The sequence below is a fragment of the Halomonas sp. H10-59 genome, from assembly GCF_040070555.1.
Lineage (GTDB): Bacteria > Pseudomonadota > Gammaproteobacteria > Pseudomonadales > Halomonadaceae > Halomonas > Halomonas litopenaei.
This window is the reverse complement of the sequence record NZ_CP098828.1, coordinates 719,749-739,512: the sequence shown is the minus strand read 5'-3', so window position 1 is coordinate 739,512 and position 19,764 is coordinate 719,749. Positions and strand designations below refer to the sequence as shown.

Annotated in this window: 16 protein-coding genes; 13 read left to right on the top strand and 3 right to left on the bottom strand. The window is 65.4% G+C overall.

Annotated elements, in window-relative coordinates; translation table 11 throughout:
- Positions 1-56: 56 nt before the first annotated feature.
- Positions 57-755 (bottom strand): GntR family transcriptional regulator, encoded by a 699-nt coding sequence (locus tag NFG57_RS03375; protein ID WP_045992163.1) that lies wholly within the window; start codon positions 753-755, stop codon positions 57-59.
- 291 nt (positions 756-1,046) lie between these two features.
- Between NFG57_RS03375 and dctP the strand changes: the two genes are divergently transcribed.
- From dctP to NFG57_RS03325, 10 genes are all read left to right on the top strand, one after another.
- Positions 1,047-2,042 carry a TRAP transporter substrate-binding protein DctP gene (dctP, locus tag NFG57_RS03370; protein ID WP_045992164.1) on the top strand — a complete coding sequence of 332 codons (996 nt, stop codon included), beginning with the start codon at positions 1,047-1,049 and terminating at the stop codon, positions 2,040-2,042.
- Positions 2,043-2,109: 67 nt separating this feature from the next.
- A complete protein-coding gene (locus NFG57_RS03365) occupies positions 2,110-2,667 on the top strand; it encodes a TRAP transporter small permease (protein WP_197037048.1) in 558 nt (185 codons plus the stop codon).
- The gene (locus NFG57_RS03360; protein WP_045992166.1) at positions 2,667-4,016 is read left to right on the top strand and encodes a TRAP transporter large permease; all 1,350 of its coding nucleotides are present in this window, start codon (positions 2,667-2,669) and stop codon (positions 4,014-4,016) included. The genes NFG57_RS03365 and NFG57_RS03360 overlap by 1 nt, the downstream gene beginning before the upstream one ends.
- A gap of 76 nt (positions 4,017-4,092) precedes the next feature.
- Positions 4,093-5,448, top strand: coding sequence for a malonyl-CoA decarboxylase (locus NFG57_RS03355; RefSeq protein WP_253029016.1), 1,356 nt, complete (start codon positions 4,093-4,095; stop codon positions 5,446-5,448).
- Positions 5,445-6,968, top strand: a complete 1,524-nt coding sequence (locus NFG57_RS03350; RefSeq protein WP_348815367.1) for a malonyl-CoA synthase — start codon at positions 5,445-5,447, stop codon at positions 6,966-6,968. Before NFG57_RS03355 ends, NFG57_RS03350 begins: the two co-directional genes overlap by 4 nt.
- Before the next feature lie 189 nt (positions 6,969-7,157).
- Positions 7,158-8,183: an AraC family transcriptional regulator gene (locus NFG57_RS03345; protein ID WP_045992169.1), complete on the top strand. Its 1,026-nt coding sequence runs from the start codon at positions 7,158-7,160 to the stop codon at positions 8,181-8,183.
- Positions 8,184-8,264: 81 nt separating this feature from the next.
- Positions 8,265-10,079, top strand: a complete 1,815-nt coding sequence (locus NFG57_RS03340) for a GMC family oxidoreductase (RefSeq protein ID WP_348815366.1) — start codon at positions 8,265-8,267, stop codon at positions 10,077-10,079.
- Positions 10,076-11,515: a coniferyl aldehyde dehydrogenase gene (locus NFG57_RS03335; protein WP_348815364.1), complete on the top strand. Its 1,440-nt coding sequence runs from the start codon at positions 10,076-10,078 to the stop codon at positions 11,513-11,515. The genes NFG57_RS03340 and NFG57_RS03335 overlap by 4 nt, the downstream gene beginning before the upstream one ends.
- Positions 11,516-11,589: 74 nt before the next feature.
- Positions 11,590-13,554, top strand: a complete 1,965-nt coding sequence (locus tag NFG57_RS03330) for an acyl-CoA synthetase (protein ID WP_348815363.1) — start codon at positions 11,590-11,592, stop codon at positions 13,552-13,554.
- 95 nt (positions 13,555-13,649) lie between these two features.
- Positions 13,650-14,525: an SDR family oxidoreductase gene (locus NFG57_RS03325; protein WP_348815362.1), complete on the top strand. Its 876-nt coding sequence runs from the start codon at positions 13,650-13,652 to the stop codon at positions 14,523-14,525.
- A gap of 13 nt (positions 14,526-14,538) precedes the next feature.
- Here NFG57_RS03325 and NFG57_RS03320 read toward each other — a convergent pair whose 3' ends face one another.
- Positions 14,539-15,849, bottom strand: a complete 1,311-nt coding sequence (locus NFG57_RS03320) for a DUF2252 family protein (protein WP_045992173.1) — start codon at positions 15,847-15,849, stop codon at positions 14,539-14,541.
- A 113-nt stretch (positions 15,850-15,962) separates the two neighbouring features.
- Between NFG57_RS03320 and NFG57_RS03315 the strand changes: the two genes are divergently transcribed.
- Positions 15,963-17,495, top strand: a complete 1,533-nt coding sequence (locus tag NFG57_RS03315; RefSeq protein WP_287163174.1) for an AlkA N-terminal domain-containing protein — start codon at positions 15,963-15,965, stop codon at positions 17,493-17,495.
- Complete coding sequence (locus NFG57_RS03310; protein WP_222515641.1) at positions 17,479-18,012, top strand: methylated-DNA--[protein]-cysteine S-methyltransferase; 534 nt, start codon at positions 17,479-17,481, stop codon at positions 18,010-18,012. The genes NFG57_RS03315 and NFG57_RS03310 overlap by 17 nt, the downstream gene beginning before the upstream one ends.
- Positions 18,013-18,199: 187 nt before the next feature.
- Here NFG57_RS03310 and NFG57_RS03305 read toward each other — a convergent pair whose 3' ends face one another.
- Positions 18,200-18,556, bottom strand: a complete 357-nt coding sequence (locus tag NFG57_RS03305) for a DUF427 domain-containing protein (protein ID WP_045992174.1) — start codon at positions 18,554-18,556, stop codon at positions 18,200-18,202.
- A 409-nt stretch (positions 18,557-18,965) separates the two neighbouring features.
- On the opposite strand from NFG57_RS03305, the gene NFG57_RS03300 reads away from it, so the two are divergent.
- The gene (locus tag NFG57_RS03300) at positions 18,966-19,679 is read left to right on the top strand and encodes a hypothetical protein (RefSeq protein WP_348815359.1); all 714 of its coding nucleotides are present in this window, start codon (positions 18,966-18,968) and stop codon (positions 19,677-19,679) included.
- Positions 19,680-19,764 lie beyond the last annotated feature (85 nt).

The window sequence follows — 19,764 nt, the reverse complement described above, 5'->3', positions numbered from 1 at the left end:
GTGGTCGTCAAGCGACATTGCTTGCGACACCACCATCCCGGTACGGCAGAGCCCGGCTAGTTCGAGGCAGTGGCGCGTCGCAACTCGCCCCCACCCTCCTCCAGCTTGCGCACGCTGGAGACAAAGTCGCTGAAGCGCTCGCCCTGGATCAGCACGTGGTCACGCAGGATGCGCTCGGCGCTCTCGGCATCACCGGCTTCGATCGCCTGGAGCACCTCACGGTGTTCATCGAGCGAGCTCTGCATGCGTGAACGCACCTGCAATTGCAGGCGTCGATAGGGCTTGAGCCGCTGCTTGAGGGTCTGGGCCTCTTCGGCCAGGAAGGCGTTGTGGCTGGCCTGATAGATGACGCTGTGGAAGGCTTCGTTCTCGTAGTAGTAGTCGTCGCTGTCACCGGTCTCGCCGGCGCGGCGACATCCTTCGAAGGCGTCGCGCAGGGCCTTGAGTTCATCGGCTGAGATTCTCCGCGCCGCCAGTCGACCGCACATGCCCTCGAGTTCGGCCATCACCTCGAACATCTCGATCAGTCGCTCGAGCCCTAGCCTGGCGACAAAGGTGCCCTTCTTGGGGTAGACGGTCACCAGGCCACTGGCCACCAGCTGCTGGATGGCCTCGCGCACCGGGGTACGCGATACCTGGTAGGTCCTGCACAGCTCTTCGGGGTCCAGTCGCTCACCCGGCGTGCGCCGACCATTAATGATGTCGTCCTCGAGAGAGTCCCGCAGACGCTGGGCGTTGGAGGGCTTCTTGCTCATATGGCTGTCCCCTGGCTGTCCCTTGGCTGAACTCGAATCGTTCCAGCATATCCTGTCCTGATGCGACTGACCCCTCGGCGCCCTCACTCCACCATGGTCTAAGCCCTACGAATTGACAGGAATATACATGCTGGCTATTGATGTATACATCATAGCAGATAAAAAATGTTTGACCTCTATCCCCCGCGCCGACCTCGGCGCGTTTATCCCACCACCACAACACTGATCATCACGCTCGCTACAACACCCACTACAACAATCATCACAACAACAACGCCTCGAGGAGTCACCATGAAACGCCAAGCTCTCACTCTCGCCGTCGCCGCCATCGCCACCGCCAGCGCGTCCATTGCCAGCGCCGAGACCACCCTGCGCGTGTCCCACCAGTTTCCCGGTGGCCAGGGCGACGTGCGCGACGAAATGGTCCAGTTGATGGCCAAGGAGGTCGAAGCCGCCGACGTCGACCTGGCCCTGCAGGTCTATCCCGGTCAGTCGCTGTTCAAGGCCAAGGAGCAGTGGGGCGCGCTGGTACGCGGCCGCCTGGACATGACCTCGCTGCCGCTGGACTACGCCAGCGGCCGCCACCCCGAATTCTCGGCCACCCTGATGCCGGGTCTGGTGCGCAATCACGAGCGTGCCCAGCGCCTCAACGACTCCGAGTTCATGGACATGATCAAGCAGGTGATCGAGGACGCCGGCGCCCGGGTGCTGGCCGACGCCTGGCTGGCCGGCGGCTTCGCCTCCAACCAGCAGTGCATCACCTCGCCCGACACGGTGCAGGGACAGACCATGCGCGCGGCTGGCCCGGCGTTCGACGAGATGCTGGCCACCGCCGGCGCCTCCATCGCCTCGATGCCTTCGTCGGAGATCTACACCGCCATGCAGACCGGCGTGCTCGACGGCGCCAACACCTCGTCGGGTTCCTTCGTCTCCTATCGCATCTACGAGCAGGTCAGCTGCCTGACGGCGCCGGGCGAGAACGCCCTGTGGTTCATGTACGAGCCGATCCTGATCTCCGAGCAGAGCTGGAACGGGCTCAACGAGGAGCAACAGCAGGCACTGATCGACGCTGGCGAGAAGGCCGAGGCGTACTTCGCCGAGCAGGCCGCCCAGCTCGACCAGACCATGGTGGAAGTGTTCGAGGAAAACGGCGTCGAAGTGGTCCAGATGTCCCAGGAAGACTACGACGCCTGGCTCGAGGTAGCGAAAGAGAGCGCCTACAAGAGCTTTGCCGAGAACGTCGACAACGGCCAGGCACTGATCGACGCCGCCCTGGCGGTGGAATAGACCGAGGTGGGCGCGGCCGCTGGCCGCGCCTCGTCGTTCGTCGCTGTCGTGTCACCTCGGAGGCTCCATGTCACACACACCGTCCCACTCTCCCCCTCACGTCTCTGCACCCGCAGCCCCCGGTTCCCGGCGACATGCCTCCGGCCCGGTGGGCGCTTTCTGTCGGCTGATGGACCGGCTATCCATCGCTATGGCAGTGGTGGCCGGCGCCGCCCTCTTTGCAGGGGTGCTGGCCGTCTGCCACATGATCTTCGTGCGCTACCTGCTCGGTGAAAGCACCACCTGGCAGACCGAATTCGCGATCTTCTCGATCACCGGCGCGATGCTGCTGGGCGCCCCCTATGTGCTGCTGACCGGCGGCCAGGTGGCGGTCACGGTGCTGCCCGATGCGCTCAAGGGCGGCATCAAGTGCGCCATGAACCTGATCGCCTCGCTGTGCGGCCTGGCCTTCTGCATCGCCCTGGCCTACGGCTCCTGGCTCTACCTGCTGGAGGCCTACCACGGAGGCTGGACCACCGGCACGGTATGGAATCCGCCGCTGTGGCCGGCGCTGGTGCCGCTGGCACTGGGCTCGACCCTGCTGGCGCTGCAGTACCTGGCGGAAATACTGGGAGGAGCACGCTGATGGATCCAGTTACCAGTGGCATCCTTATCGTTACCGCCCTGTTCGTGCTGATGGCCATCGGCACGCCCATCGCCTTCGCCCTCGGCGGCGTGTCCCTCGCCGCCCTGGTGATGGACCGGGGCGTCAGCGAGCTGACCTACTTCGGCGAGACCTTCTTCGGCAGCCTGGCGTCGTTCGGCTTCGTCGCGATTCCGATGTTCATCCTGATGGGCGCCGCCGTGGCTTCCTCCCCCACCGGCCGCGACCTCTATCGTTCGCTGGACCTGTGGCTCGGCAAGGTGCCGGGGGGACTGGCCATTTCCAATATCGGCGCCTGCTCGATCTTCGCCGCCCTGTCCGGCTCGTCGCCTGCCACCAGCGCCGCCATCGGCAAGCTGGGTATCCCCGAGATGCGCAAGCGCGGCTATCCCGACGGCGTGGCGGCTGGCTGCATCGCCGCCGGCGGCACCCTGGGCATCCTGATTCCGCCCTCGGTCACCATGATCGTCTATGGCATCTCCACCGAGACCTCGATCGGACGGCTGTTCATCGCCGGCGCCCTGCCCGGCATCATGCTGGCGCTGTTGTTCATGGCCTGGACGCTGATCGCGTGCAAGCTGGCCGGTGGCTATGACACCCCCAGCCCCGTCGCCGACGCCGCCCGCGAGCTCAAGGACACCGTCGCCAGGAACGTCGAGACCAACATGAAGGCGCTGGTGCGGGTGCTGCCCTTCCTGGTGGTGGTCAGCGGTATCCTGTTCGCCCTCTACGGCGGTGTCGCCACGCCCTCGGAGGCGGCCGGCGCCGGGGCCTTCCTGTGTCTGGCCCTGGCCATCGTGGTCTACCGCATGTGGCAGGTGAAACCGCTCACCACCATCATGCGCGACGCCCTGCGCGAGAGCGTGATGATCATGCTGATCATCGCCTGCGCCGAGATCTTCGCCTACGCCCTGTCGTCGCTGTTCATCACCCAGACGGTGGCCGAGGCGATCGCGTCACTGGAGGTCAATCGCTGGGTACTGATGGGGATCATCAACGTCTTCTTGCTGGTGGCCGGTTTCTTCCTGCCGCCGGTGGCGGTGATCGTGATGACCGCGCCGATCCTGCTGCCGATCATTCTGGCGGCCAACTTCGACCCTTACTGGTTCGCGGTGATCCTGACCATCAACCTGGAGATCGGCCTGATCACCCCACCGGTGGGCCTTAACCTGTTCATCATCAAGGGGATCGCACCGGATATCGCGCTCAAGGACATCCTGCTCGGCAGCCTACCCTACGCCCTGTGCATGGTGCTCGGCATCGTGCTGCTGTGCTTCTTCCCGGGCATCGCCACCTGGCTGCCGGACCTGATCATGGAGAGCGCCGGATGATCCCGACGCCGACGCGTGTGACCAGCGGGCCACCAGGCCCGCTCCCACCTGGCCCAGCCCCGAGGAGATGTCCCCGATGAACTTCAGCTTTCTGCAGGAACTGTTCTCCAGTATCACCCAGCGTGACGCCTTGCTCAGACGCCGGGGCGATGGCCCGCCGCTGGAACATACCCAGGTGATCGACGCCTGTCGCAAGCTTCTGGAAAGCGATGGCGAGGCCTCCAGCATCGCCCTGGCCGGCCAGGCCCTGGACGGCTACAGCTGCCTCGATGAAGACGAGAAGACGCGCTTCTTCCAGTGCCTGACCGAGCAGTTCAGTGCCGATCCCGAGGCCGTCGACGGCGCCTACGAGTGCTACCGGGACAGTCGCGGCAATGTCGACCTGCAGCGACTGTTCGAGGCCTGCGAACCGCAGCGCCAGGAGCTGTTGCGCCGGCTCAACCTGACCGCCGGCGGCACCTATGAGCTGGTGCGCATGCGCGAGGACCTGCTGCCCCGGCTCAAGGCCTTCCCGGCGCTGGAGGCGCTCGATGCCGACTTCGCCCACCTGTTCGCGTCCTGGTTCAATCGTGGCTTTCTGGTGCTCAAGCGGATCGACTGGAACACCCCGGCGGCGGTACTGGAGAAGATCATCCGCTACGAGGCGGTGCACGAGATCTGCGACTGGAACGACCTGCGCAGGCGCCTCGACGCCCGGGACCGGCGCTGCTTCGCCTTCTTTCATCCGGCCATCGGCGACGAGCCGCTGATCTTCGTGGAGGTGGCCCTGACCAGGGGCATGCCCGAGCGCATCCAGCCGATCCTGGACGCCAACCACGAGGCCATCGAGGCCGAAGACGCCGACAGTGCGGCCTTCTTCGGCATCAGCAACTGCCAGGTCGGCCTGCGCGGCATCTCCTTCGGCAACTTCCTGATCAAACAGGTGGTCAAGGAGCTGAAGTCGGAACTGCCGCGGCTGAAGAACTTCGTCACCCTGTCACCGGTACCCGGCTTTCGCGCCTGGCTGGACGCCGAGCGCCAGGACCAACGCGGTCGCCTCGACGACGACACCCGCGCCCTGCTGGCCGAGCTCGATCAGGACGACTGGCTCGAGGACCCCGAGCGCAGCAAGGCCCTGGGTGAGGTGATCAAGCCGCTGGCCGCTCACTACCTCACCAAGGAGCGCAACGCGCGCAATCTGCCGCTGAATACCGTCGCTCGCTTCCATCTCGGCAATGGCGCCGAACTGCACCGCATCAACTGGCTCGGTGATACCTCTCGCCGGGGGCTGTCACAGTTCGGCTCACTGATGGTCAACTATCTCTACGTGCTCGACGACATCGAAGGCAACCATGAGCGCTACACCACCGAAGGCAAGGTGGCCTGCTCGTCTCAGGTCAGGGACCAGCGTCGTCGCGCCCGCAAGCACTTGAAGGGAGATCCCGTCACATGAATCACAACCTCTTTGCCACCTTTGAAAAGCGCATGACCGAGCGTGGCGACGCGCCCTTCATCACCACCCGCGAAGGCCGTGACTACCGCTACAGCGATGCGCTGGAAGCGGTGGCCAGGCTCGCCGGGGCGCTGGTCGCGCTCGGCGTGGGGCCCGGTGACCGGGTCGCCGTCCAGGTCGACAAGAGCCCCGAGGCGATCCTTCTGTACCTGGCGAGCCTCAAGGTCGGCGGAGTCTACCTGCCGCTCAATACCGGCTACACCAGCGAGGAGATTCGCTACTTCCTCGGTGACGCCGAACCCGCCCTGTTCGTCTGCCGCCCGGATTCACTCACGGCCGCCCGCGAGGTCGCTGCCTCCTGCGGTGGCGCCCGAGTCGAATCCCTGGGCACCGCCGCCGACGGTAGCCTGATGGAGGCCGCCGAGGCGGCCACACCGGTCACCGAGATGCTCGAGCGCGGGCCGGATGACCTGGCCGCGATCCTCTACACCTCCGGCACCACCGGCCGCTCCAAGGGCGCCATGCTGAGCCATCGCAATCTTGGTTCCAACGCCGAGTCGCTGGTCGAGGCCTGGCGCTTCGACGAGCACGACCGGCTGATCCATGCCCTGCCGATCTTCCATACCCATGGGCTGTTCGTGGCCTGCAACGTGATCCTGATGGCCGGCGCCAGCATGCGCTTCCTGGCGAAGTTCGACCCGGACGTCATCTTCGAGGAAATAGCCGAAGGCACCACCATGATGGGGGTGCCGACCTTCTACACCCGGCTGCTCAAGGATCCCCGCCTGACCCGCGAGGCCACCGCCCGCATGCGCCTGTTCACCTCGGGGTCGGCGCCGCTGACGGCGGAGACCCACGAGGCCTTCGAGGCCGCCACCGGCCACGCCATCCTCGAGCGCTACGGCATGACCGAAACCAACATGAACACCTCCAACCCCTACGACGGTGATCGCATCGCCGGCACCGTGGGCATGCCGCTGCCCGGCGTCGAGGTACGCATCACCGACCGTGAGGGTGGTGACCATACGCCGCTGCCCCAGGGCGAGATCGGCATGCTCGAGGTGCGTGGCCCCAATGTGTTCCAGGGCTACTGGCGGATGCCCGAGAAGACTGCCGAGGAGTTGCTGGAAGATGGCTTCTTCATCACCGGCGACCTGGCCCAGATCGATGAGCGAGGCTATGTGCAGATCGTCGGACGCGACAAGGATCTGGTGATCTCCGGCGGCTACAACGTCTACCCCAAGGAGGTCGAGGGGCATATCGACGAGATGGACGGCGTCGCCGAATCCGCGGTCATCGGCCTGCCCCACCCTGACCTGGGCGAAGGGGTGACCGCGGTGGTGGTGCCCGCCGAAGGCGCCTCGCCCGAGGAGGCCGACGTCATCGCCGCGCTGAGCGACAAGCTGGCCCGCTACAAGCAGCCCAAGCGGGTATTCTTCGTCGACAGCCTGCCGCGCAATACCATGGGCAAGGTGCAGAAGAATCAGCTGCGCGATCGCTTCAAGGACACCTATCGCTGAGTCCGGGACGCCTTTTCGGCGCAGCTCGACACTCGCTCCATCATCGGCGGCGCCCTGCGGGGCGCCGCCGGCGTATACCAGCACCTCCCGCTTCGGCATATTAGACGCCTGGCATCTATATCTTTTGACCAAGCGCGGCCCCGCGCACAGAGCGATATACTGATCACACCCTGTCCCGGAGATACCCCCATGCAGCCCATGGTGCGTGCCGCGGCCCTGACCGGCTACCGTACCCTGCTCGACGAGCAGGGTGTCGATGCCGACCAGGCGCTGGCACGACTGTCGTTGCCGCCGGACTACCTCGACCGGCCGGACCGCCTGATTCCGGTGGCCACCAAGATCGACCTGCTCGAACTGGGTGCCCAGATGAGCGGCTGTCGCCACTTCGGCCTGCTGCTCGGGCGCTACCAGAATATCTCGATGCTGGGCATGGTGGGCCTGCTGATCCAGCAGTGCGCCACCCTGCGCGAGGCGATGGTCACCGTGGCCGAGGAAATCGGCCGCCACGTGCAAGGACTCGATGTGCGTCTCGAGGAGCGCGATGACCAGGCCTACTACCACTTCACCTATCGTGTGCCCGGGCGCAGTGCCCCATCACGCCAGCACAACGACAATACCTTGATGGGCGCCTACAACATCCTCACCTTTCTCTACGGCGAGCCGATCAAGCTACGCGCCGTCTACCTGTGCGGCGAGGAGCCACGAGACCTCGAACCCTACACCCAGCAACTGCACTCGGCGCTGCGCTTCAATCATCCCGAGAACACCCTGGTGTTCGACCGCAGCTGTCTCGACCACGCCATCGCCGGAGGCAGTCCGGCCCTGCGGCACCTGATCAACTCCTTGATGCACCGTCATCGCTGGGACGACATCGAAAGCAAGGTGGAGTGGATCATCACCAACCTGCTGCCGCTCGATCAGGTCAGCCTGGAGGCCGTGGCCCAGGCCCTGGACGTACCACCGCGTACCCTCCAGGACCGCCTGCTCAAGCGCGGCCTGAGCTTCCAGCAGTTGCTCGATCGCGTGCGCATGCGCAGCGCGCGGGTCTACATGCTCGACACCCAACTGAGCCTGACCGAGATCGCCGACCTGCTTGGCTACAGCCAATTGAGCGCCCTGACCCGCAGCTTCAAGCGAATCATGGGCGAGAGTCCCGCCCAATGGCGACGAAAGCATAAGACCGAAACGCTCGATATTGCGCGATCTGTCAAATAGCGCGCGCCTTCGGTCAATCCGCCCGGCCCTGCCTTCACTATGCTCGGTGTAGACAACAACGTCAGCGTGAGGGGCCAGTCCATGACGTCCAGCCAAGACGACCGTTTCGACTATGACCAGATCATCATCGGCACCGGCTTCGGTGGCTCGGTGAGCGCGCTGAGGCTCTCGGAAAAGGGCCATCGCGTGCTGATGCTGGAGAAGGGCCGGCGCTGGAAGGACGAGGAATTTTCGGACAACTCCTGGAACCTGAAAAAATTCCTGTGGGCCCCCAGGCTCGGTCTGACCGGCAATCTGCAGATCAGCCTGACCCGCAAGATCACCGCCCTGCACGGCGTCGGCGTCGGTGGCGGCTCGCTGGTCTACGCCAATGTGCACCTGATCCCCAAGGACGAGGTCTTTGCCGCCGAGTCCTGGACCCGGGTCCATGGCGACTGGAAGCAACGCCTGGCGCCCTTCTACGGCCTGGCCCAGCGCATGCTCGGTGTCACCAAGAGCCACTACGAGAACGCCGCCGACGAAGCGCTGCAGGAAACCGCAAGGCGCATGGGCCGCGAACACACCTACCAGACGGTCAATACCGGGGTGCTGTTTCCCGAGGACCCCGACGACGCCAGCGGCGCCAAGCGAGGCGACCCCTACTTCGACGGTGACGGCCCCGAGCGCAACAGCTGTCAATACTGTGGCGGCTGCACCATGGGCTGTCGCCACAACGCCAAGAATACTCTGGTCAAGAACTACCTGTGGTTTGCCGAACGCAACGGCGTGGAAATACGCGCCGAGAGTGAGGTCACGCGCATCGAGGCGCTGCCCGATGCCAAGGGACAGCGCGACGGCAGCGCCGGCTACGAGATCACGGTGCAGTCCTCCACCGCCTGGTTCGCCAAGAAGCCCTACCGGCTGCGCTGCCGGGGCCTGGTGCTGTCCGCCGGCGTATTCGGCACCATCCCGCTGCTGCTCAAGGCCAGGGACCAGGACCAGACCCTGCCCCGGCTGTCATCGCGCCTGGGACGAGAGGTCCGCACCAACTCCGAGACGCTGATCGTCAACACCGCCAGGTTCGCCGACGCCAGCGGCCAGCCCCAGGAAATCTGCCACGGCCCGACCATCACCTCGATGTTCGATCCCGACGACGAGACCCGTATCGAGATCAACCGCTTCCCCCGCTACGGCGACGCCACCTTCGCGCTGCAGAGCGCCGTGCCGCTGACCGATACCCATGGTCAGGTGCCGCGCTCGGTCAGCATGCTGATCAATATCCTGCGCCAGCCGCTGACCACGTTGCGAATGCTCAACCCGGTGGGCAAGTCGAAACACTCGATCATCTTTCTGGTGATGCAGACCAGGGACACCTACGTCCACCTGAAGAGCCAGCGCCCCTGGTACACCATGTTCAAGCCCGGCTGGTCGGTATACCAGGACAAGGATGACCGGGCGCTGTCGAACTACTTCCCCATCGCCCACGAGGCGGCGCGTCACTTCGTCGAGGCCGCCGGTGGCGGCGAGGCCGGCAACGTGGCCACCGAAGTGCTCTCCGGCGCCCCCAGCACCGCCCACCTGATGGGCGGCGTCGCCATCGGCACCAGCGCCGAGGATGGCGTCGTCGATGATCGCGGTCGCGCCTTCGGCTACCACAATCTGAGGGTCATCGATGGCTCGCTGATTCCCGGCAACCTGGGGGTGAACCCTTCGCTGACCATCCTCGCCCTGGCGGAGTACGCCTGGGCCGAGGAGCCTGTGTTCGATGAAGGACGGGCCGCCGAGGTGTCGCGCGTCCACTTTTCCAAGCCCCTGCCGGGCTCCTGCTCGGCGCTGGACGGCCACGGCGACCTGCATGGCCTGATTGCCAGCGACGCCGCCACAACGACCACCGAGACCTCTGGAGTCGACGCATGAATGCCCCCCTGATGTCACCCGATCCCCGCACCCTCGATCAGCTTGAGCAGTCCTTCCACCAGCAGCGAAGCGCCTATCTGGCGGCGCCGGTGCCAAGCTACCGGGAGCGCATCGGCCACCTCAAGGCCCTGGCCAACATGCTCAAGGACCACCAGGAGGCGTTCGTCCAGGCGATCAGCGACGACTTCGGCAATCGCTCCCGCGAGGAGACCCTGTTCTGCGAGTTCGTGGTGGTGCTCGGCGATATCAAGGACGCCATCAAGCACCTGAAGTCGTGGATGAAGCCCCAGCGCCGCCGGGTCGACCACAGCCTCTACTTCGGTGCACGCAACAGCGTCATCCCGCAACCGCTGGGCGTCGTCGGCGTGCTGGTGCCCTGGAACTTTCCGCTGAACCTGAGCCTCGCCCCCTTGATCGGCATCTTCGCCGCCGGCAACCGGGCGCTGGTCAAGATGTCGGATCGTTCTCCCCGACTGGCCCAGCTGCTGATCGACCTAAGCCCCGACTACTTCCCCGAGGAAAAGCTCAAGTTCTTCGCCGACGACGGCGAGCTGGGGCCTCACTTCACCCGCCTGCCCTTCGACCATCTGGTGTTCACCGGGTCCACCGCCACCGGGCGCAAGGTCATGGCCAACGCCGCCGACAACCTGACCCCGGTCACCCTGGAACTGGGCGGCAAGGCGCCGGCAATCATCGCCCCGGACTTCTCCCTGGCCGAGGCCGCTCGGCGAATCCTGTTCGTCAAGCTGCTCAACGCCGGCCAGATCTGTACCACGGTGGACTACCTGTTTCTCCCGGAAGGTAGCGTGGATGCCCTGGTCGACGCCGCCAAGGGCATCGTCGGACACCGCTACCCCGACCTCTCTAGTCCCGACTACACCTCGATCATCGACGACGCCTCCTTCGCCCGGCTCGAGGCGACCCTGGAGGACGCCAGGGCCAAGGGCGCGCGGGTGATTCCCCTGTCGCAACAGCAAAGCGACCCTGAGACACGCAAGTTCGCCCCGCACCTGGTGCTGGACGTGACCGATGACATGGAGATCATGCAGCGCGAAATCTTCGGTCCGCTGCTGCCGGTCAAGACCTACCGCCAGCCGGAAGAAGTCATCGACTACATCAACGCACGTCCTCGTCCGCTGGCGCTGTATCCGTTCTCCCAGGACAGGGCGCTGGTGGACCTTTACATCGAGCGTATCCAGTCGGGCGGCGTCTCGGTCAACCATGCCCTTCTGCACGTGGGCCAGCATGACCTGCCGTTCGGTGGTGTGGGTGATAGCGGCATGGGTCACTACCACGGCCGCGACGGCTTCATCACCTTCTCCAAGATGCGCCCGGTCTACCGTCAGGGCCCCTTCGACAGCATGAAACTGTTGATACCGCCCTACACCAGCACCACCCACAAGGTGCTCAAGCTGATGCAGTGGCTGGTCCGCTAGCACGTTCAACAACAACACTTACGATTGCTGCTGTCGCGCCTGGTCCTGACGCCGCGACGCCTCGAGAAACCAAGATGACCATCGACACCGCTTCCGCCGCAGCCTCGTCCCTGCCCTCCTATCTCGAGCGAATTAGTCGTTTTCCGGCGATTCGCGATCGAAACGACATCGAGGTCATCGAGGCGACCCCCTGGGCCTCGCTGGAGCTGCCCGACAGCACCCTCGAGCTGATTCAGATCAGCGCCAGGCGCCGACCCGACGCCACCGCGCTGCGCTTCGTGATGGACGCCACGACCCAGCAGCAGGGGCAGCGCTACACCTACGCCGAGTTTCTTGCCCGTGTGGTGCAGGCTGCCAACGCCTTTCACCGCCTCGGCGTGGACGCTGACGACGTGGTGTCCTTTCTGCTGCCGAGCCTGCCCCAGACCCACTTCACCCTGTGGGGCGGCGAGGCGGCCGGCGTGGTCAACCCGATCAACCCGATGCTGGAGCCCGAGCATATCGCCGGCATCATGAACGCCGCCGGCACCCGAGTACTGGTGGCGCTGGCGCCCTTTCCGGGCAGCGACATCTGGGACAAGGTGGAAGCCATCAAGGACCGGGTACCGAGCCTTGAAAAGGTGCTGTACGTCGATGCCGCGCGCTTTCTCGGCGACGACGAAGCCCGCGCTCTGCGCGAACGTCTGCCGCTGCCCGACGCCGCCGACTGGTGCGAGGACTTCGACCGTTGCCTCGATCGGGCCCCCGCCGATCGGCTCATCAATGAACGTAGGATTCGCCCCGAGGAGCGCGCCTCGCTGTTCCACACCGGCGGTACCACGGGGTTGCCCAAGCTCGCACCCCATAGCCACGCCAACGAGGTGGCCAACGCGGCGATGATGCAGATGCTGTTTCGCCACCGAGAGGACGCGGTGATCCTCTGTGGCCTGCCGCTGTTTCACGTCAACGCCGTGCTGATCACCGGCCTGGTGCCGCTGATGATCGGCGCCGAGATCCTGCTGGCCACCCCGGGCGGCTTCCGCAGCCCCGGCCTGGTCGACAACTTCTGGTCGCTGGTGGAGCGCCACCGGGTCAGCTTCTTCAGTGCGGTGCCGGCGATCTTCTCTCGCCTGCTCGAGGTGCCCTTCGGTGACGCCGAGGTATCGAGCCTCGAAAGTGCATTGAGTGGCGGCGCGCCCCTGCCCCGGGCAGTCCACGGCCACTTCGAGGAGCTGACCGGCATCTCGCTGATCGAGGGCTTCGGCATGACCGAAGGCACCTGCGGCAGCATGGCCAACCCGCTCGCAGGCGAGCGTCGCACCGGATCGGTGGGCCTGGCGCTGCCCTATACCGGTGCCCGGGTGGTCGCCCTCGACGACCAGGGCCGCTACCTGCACGACTGTGCAGTCAACGAGATCGGGACGCTGTTGATCCGCGGCCCCAACGTCTTCGACGGTTACTCCAGGCCCGAACAGAACCGCGACATCTGGGTCGAGGATGGCTGGTTCAACACCGGCGACCTGGCCCGCCAGGATGCCGACGGCTATTTGTGGATCACCGGGCGCGCCAAGGACCTGATCATCCGCGGGGGGCACAACATCGATCCGCAGATGATCGAAGACGCGCTCTACCGCCACCCCGCGGTGCAGATGGCCGCTGCCGTGGGCAAGCCCTGCGACCGGGTCGGCGAACTGCCGGTGGCCTACGTCAGCCTGCAACCGGGTCGCAAGGTCAACGAGGACGACCTGCTCAGCCACTGTCAGGCCCACCTGGCCGAGAAGGCCGCCATCCCCAAGAACATCTGGATCCTCGACAGCATTCCGCTGACGGCGGTGGGCAAGGTGTTCAAGCCGGCCCTGCGCCAGGACGCGGTCACCCGGGTGTATGGCGAGATCGCCGACGCCGAACTGGGGTCCGGGGTGGCACGCATCACGGCATGCCAGGATGCGACCCTCGGCCTGGTGGCGGAGATCAGGGTGCCGGGCGATGTCGATCTCTCCTCTCTCAAGGCCCGCCTCGAGGCCTTCCCGATCCCCTGCCGCTGGCGACAGGCATCCTGATCACCGAGAGCGTTTGGCACACCGTCGACCACCACCATCCACAAGAGGCCACGCTTGTCAGACTGCCATGACAGGCTGGCGGCTGGAGAGCCACCATGTTCGAACATCGTCACTTCGTCATCACCGGAGGTTCCTCGGGTCTGGGCCTGGCACTGGCACAGCGGCTGGTACGCGAGGGCGCGCGGGTCACCCTGGTGGCCCGCAACGAACAGCGCCTGCTTGCCGCGATCGAGACGCTGCGAGGCGAGTCGCCGGCGGCGGTGGTCGACTGTCGGGTGGCGGACGTCACCGATGAAACCGCGACGCAGGAGGCCATGGCCGCCATCGCCGCCGAAAGCGGCGCCATCGACGGTCTGATCAACTGCGCCGGGGTAATGCGCGAGGGTTACTTCGAGACACTGACCCAGCGGGACTTTCGCGAGGTCATGGAGGTCAACTACTTCGGCCCGCTCAACGCCACTCGGGCGGCGCTGCCGTTCCTGGCGGCCCAGGGCGGGCGCCAGCACGGACACAAGGGCAATGCCCCCGCGGCCTGGCTGATCAATATTGCCTCGGTGGCGGGATTGACCGGGGTCTTCGGCTACACCCCCTACTGCGCCAGCAAGCACGCCCTGGTGGGGCTGACCGAGTCGCTCTACTACGAGCTCGCGCCCCAGGGCATCCGTGTACAGCTGGTGTGCCCAGGCGAGTTCGACTCGCCCATGGTCGACACCCTGGAACAGGGCCGGACGCCGGAAAATCGCGCCCAGACCCTGTCCATCCCCAAGGCCAGCCTGGACGCCATCGCCGACGATACCCTCACGGGACTGCACAAGGGTGACTACCTGATCGTGCCGACCCGCCAGGCACGCCTGGCCACCCTTGGCATGCGCCTGGTGCCGGGTCTGTCACGCAAGCTGATGACGCGGACCCTGGCGCGGGTCTATCGAGGCCCTGCCCGCGAGCCGCTGGAGCCGGGCGGGCAGACCTGAGCCAGGCCAGGCATCACTGCCGATCCTTGCGTGACTGCACAAAAGTCTGATGGTCCTGGGCCACACAACGCGCGTAGCTGTGCGCCAGGGTGGTCACCATCTCGACCACCTGATCGAGGTGACCGTCGACCCGCCGGCCGACCGCCCGGGCAAAACGGCCCGGATCGTCCGGCGTCAGCGCAGCGGCGCCGCGCAGGTGCTCGCGGGCGAGGATGCCACCCCACTGCTTTACCAGCTGGCGATAGTCCTTGCCGCCCTTCAGCTTGTGGGTAGGAAAGTCTTCCTTGTAGGGCGAGCGCTCGCGCACCGAGAACACCTTGTCGCCCAGGTGCAGCCAGCCCAGGTAGATATCCGGGTGTTCGGCGATGGCGTGGAAAGCGGCGGCATGGCGAATGCCCTCATGGGGAAAGGTCGCCTTCCAGGCGCGCTTGCCGGCCTCGCTCATCAGCACCAGCCCGGCCGGCCCAGGCTGCTCCTTGACGTCGAGAATGACATCGTCGTGCTCGTGGTCCTTGCCACCCTCGATCAGCACGTAGAAACGGTCCAGTCCCAGTGAACCGGTGCCCGCATCCAGACGCCGCGCGGTGTCCTTGATGCGAAAGTGCTCGTCCTCGGACTCGCTGCGCTCGCCTTTCAGGGTATCGCGATACTCCTCGTTGATGGCCTTGCGCAACTGGCTGTCCAGGTGGGCAGGCAGGTTGGACAGCTTGCCCTCACGCTCGAGCCGGCGGCCGTCATCGTCGAGCCGGGTCCACTTGTCGAGCATCTTGGCCCGACTCTTCTTGCGCTCGACCTTTTGCATGAACGGCTTGAGCGGCCCCTTGGCGCTCTCCACATTGACGTACCCTGGGGTCTCGCCTCGGCGATGGTCGGCAAGCTCCCGATGGTAGGCCAGCACCAGGTGCTTGAGACCACGGCGCAGCGCCTTGGGCGAAAGCCCCTGATTGTCGTGGGCGTCCAGCACCAGACTGATGGCCAGGCGCCAGAGATCATACTGATAGTCACCGATCAGCGAGTCGTCGAAATCGTCCATGCCGTAGCGCACGTGGTCATCGTGGTGGCCATAGGCGCCGAAGTTGAAGGCGTGGGCGTCACCCTGCAACCAGGTCTGGGTGTCGACCTGACCGCCGTAGAGCGAAAAGCGCCAGTCATGCCAGACATCGGCCCAGTACAGATGATTGGTGCCTCGAAAGAAGGCGTAGGGCGAGGCCGCGATCTTGTCGAACTTGGCCTGCCGGTCGTCTTCCCTGAGACCGGTATTGGCTGCCTCGATGGCGTCAAGCACCTGACGCGGACGATTGTGGCGAGTCAAGGGTAGCGACATGCGGTTCTCCTGTGCGGGGGGGACAACGATCTTCCAGTGAGTGCCGATTTCCGCCATTGTGGGGACAAGGACGCGATAGACTTGTCCTCAAGCATACCGTCTGGGAGAGGGACATGCCTGCGCCGTCCACCAACCTGAACGCCACCCGCCAGCCAGGCGCCCCGGGCCACGCGTCAGGCGCACCGGGCCACGCATCAGGCGCCCGCGCATCCCACCCCATGACGCTTGATCTCGCGACGCTGCGACGAGCCCGGCTCAGTCGGGACCCACGCTTCGACGGTCGCTTCTTCGTGGCGGTGCTGACCACCGGTATCTTCTGTCGGCCCATCTGTCCGGCGCGACTGCCGCGGGAAGACAACGTGCGCTACTACGAAAGTGCGCTGGGCGCGCTCCAGGCGGGTTACCGACCGTGTCTGCGCTGTCGTCCCGACAGCGCCCCGGGCTCGCCTGCCTGGCAAGGTAGTGACACCACCCTCAAGCGAGCGCTTGCGCTGATCGACCAGGGCGCGCTGGATGGTGACTCGGTCGAGGCCCTGGCCGCACGGCTCGGTATCGGAGCTCGCCATCTGCGAGGGCTGTTTCAGCGCCACCTGGGCATTTCGCCATCAGGCTATGCGCAGCATCGTCGCTGTCTGTTCGCCAAACAGTTGCTGCATGAATCGAGCCTGACCATCGGCGAGGTCGCGCTGGCCAGCGGCTTCGGCAGCGTACGACGCTTCAACGAGGTGTTCCGCGAGCGCATCGGACTCAGCCCCCGTGATATTCGCCGGCGCGTGTCGAGCACCAGCACGCGCAAGGACACGGGGCAGGGGCTCGGCCAGTGCCTGAGCCTGACCCTCGGCTATCGTCCCCCTTACGCCTTCGCCACGCTGCGCGACTTCTTCGCTCGCCGAGCGATCCGCGGTCTCGAGTGGGTCGGCGACGATCACTACGGTCGACGTTTCCGCTGGCGTAGCGCCCGTGGGCACTTCACCGCCTTCCATCAGCCCGAACGCCATGGCTTTCGTGTCGAACTGGTCATCGACGATCTGAATCAGGTGACCGGCGTCATCGCCAATATTCGGCGCATGCTCGACCTGGACGCTACCCCCTCATTGATCGACGCGACCCTGCGCGACGCGGCTCCCGGTCTGCCACTGGTGGAAGGCCTGCGCCTGCCTGGGCTATGGTCACCCTTCGAGGCTGCCGTTCGCGCCGTACTCGGCCAGCAGGTCAGCCTCGTCCAGGCGCGCGCCCTGACCCAGACGCTGGTCGATGCCCTCGGCGAGAGGACCCCGGACGGTGGCTGCCACTTTCCGAGCGCGGCGTCGCTGGCAGGCTCGCCGCTTGCCTTTCTCGGCATGCCCGACAGCCGACGCCAGACGCTTCGACGCCTGGCCGAAGCGGTGGCAGGTGACGAGCGCAATCCTCCGCACTGGGAGGACATTCTCGGCATCGGCCCCTGGACCGCCGGCTACGCTCGTCTAAGGGGCGAAAGCGACCCCGATGTCTGGCTCGCCGGTGACGCCGTGATTCGACGCGTCCTGTCCCCCCCTTCATTGGCTGGGGGCGACAGCGATATCGGCATCGACATTGACAAGGCCCGCCCCTGGCGCAGCTATCTGCTGCTGCAACTCTGGAGTCATGACCATGACAACGACCCTTGATCCCATCGCCTGTCTCGACGCCTTCGCTGGACTCGAGGTCTACCATCCGCCCGAGGTCGACGCCCTGGGAGCCATCGTCATCGCCGCTACCGCTGGCGGCGTCGCCCGACTCGACTTTATCGACGTCGGCCGGGCCGAGACCATCACGACTCGCCCCTCGGAGCACACTCGCGCCTGCCGCGAACAGCTTGATGACTACTTTCAGGGGCGACGCCAGAGCTTCTCGCTGCCGCTGGATCCCCATGGCACCGATTTCCAGCGTCAGGTGTGGAAGGCGCTGTCGGAGATCCCCTTCGGCGAGACCCGAAGCTACGCCCAGATCGCCGAAGGACTCGGCCGCAAGGGAGCCCACCGGGCGGTGGGCGCGGCCAACGGACGCAATCCCATCGCCATCGTGGTGCCCTGCCACCGGGTCATCGGCAGTGATGGCAGCCTTACGGGTTATGCAGGTGGCATGGGGCGCAAGCAATGGCTGCTGGCCTTCGAGGCCCAGGAAGTGCCGCTGGAGCTGTGCTGACCAGTTTCTGGCAGCCTGACCGCCTGACCGCCTGGCAGCCTGACAGGGCTCTCTATCGTCAGGTGGCATGGGGCGCAAGCAATGGCTGCTGGCCTTCGAGGCCCAGGAAGTGCCGCTGGAGCTGTGCTGACCAACTCCTGGCAACCTGACCGCCTGACAGGGCTCTCTATCGCCAAGCGGCCCCTCTTCAGGATTCGACGCTGGCGGTCGCCACCCTGGGATCGAATACCAGGTGGGCGCGGATCGCCTGGACGCCATCGAGGGGTTGTTCGTAGCTCCACACCGAATCTTCGTAACGGCGGCCGTTGACCTCCACATGGAAGTAGCGAGCGTCACCCTTGAACGGGCAGTGGGTCCGGGTGTCGCTTTCCACCAAACGACTCATGTCGACGTCGCTGCGAGGCAGGTAGAGGCGTGGCGGGTAGCCCGGTTCGGTGAGTTCCAGCGCGTGCAGGGTGTCGGCCAGGACCTGGCCTTCGACGTCCACTCTTACGCGGGTGGTCAAGGGGTAGATCGAGATTCGCTCCGTACGGGGGGTATCCATCGGCAGCATCCTCTGCGTGTCGGGAAGATGACGGTCTCGTCGAGTGCTGGCGAAGACCGAACCGGATTCCCGGATGCCCTGCGCGGGCCCACTACGAAGAACCCCCGACGCCATCGCCTGCTCTCAAATTTCCATGAATCACAGTACCACGCCTGTAGAACACACTTTCAGCGTACTTTTTGCTGATTCAGCCTGATGCGCCGATTCAGCACAGCACTATCGCCCAGAGCTAGTGAGTGCTTATTAAGTGGTATCCGATATCCAGGTTTTTTATGCTAAGGACCGGGCGTGCGCTGAAATTCGGGCGTCGCTCTTGTCATGTCGTCCGTCCATTCGACTGCCCCCTCGTTCGACTGACCTGGTGTCTCATTCGCCCCGTCACCATCAAACGCTCATCCAAGGACATCCGATGCCCCCCTTCGCACGTACCTCCCTCATTCTGGCGCTTCCTCTGCTGACCACCGCCTGCGCCGGCATGTCCACCAGCAAGCCTGCCGTGGCCCAGCAGCTCGACTGGACCGCCGCTCCGGTCTATTCCACCCTGACCCTGAGCGCCGGCTTCCAGCCGGATCCCCAGACCCTCGACGTGATGGCCGGCGGCAATACCCGGGCCAGTGTGGTCAGCGCCGACTGTGCCGGCTTCGTCAACGCCGAGGCTCCGGATGTGGACATCAACTACACCGCCGGCAGCTACCCGCTCAAGATCGCCGCCACCTCGGCCAGCGATACCACCCTGGTGGTCTACGACGCCAGCGGCATCTGGCACTGCAGCGATGACGCCGACGGCACCGATCCTGCGGTGGTACTGACCTCGCCCCCCAGCGGCAACTACAACGTCTGGGTCGGCAGCTACGATGGCAGCGGCCAGCTGGCACCCGCGACTCTGGTGGTATCCGAGTCGCTGTCCACCAGCAGCGCAGCGTCGGCCGGCGCATCGAGCAGCTACGTCGGTGGCGAGATCGAGTGGGGCGACGACGGCAGCCAGTGGAGCCATGACGGTGAGTGCGATGATCCTCGCTTCGCCGGCCCCGGGGTTGCCAGCGGCAATATCGAAGCCGATCGCTTCCACGACGCCAGCGACTGCCGCAGTCTGTATGAACAGGGCCGCCTCTACCTGCGCTAGGGCTTGTCTGAAAAGTGCCTGCGCTCGGTAATACGGCGTTAAAAATCGGCTGGTTCGCCAGCCCGGTCAAAATGCTCATTTACAC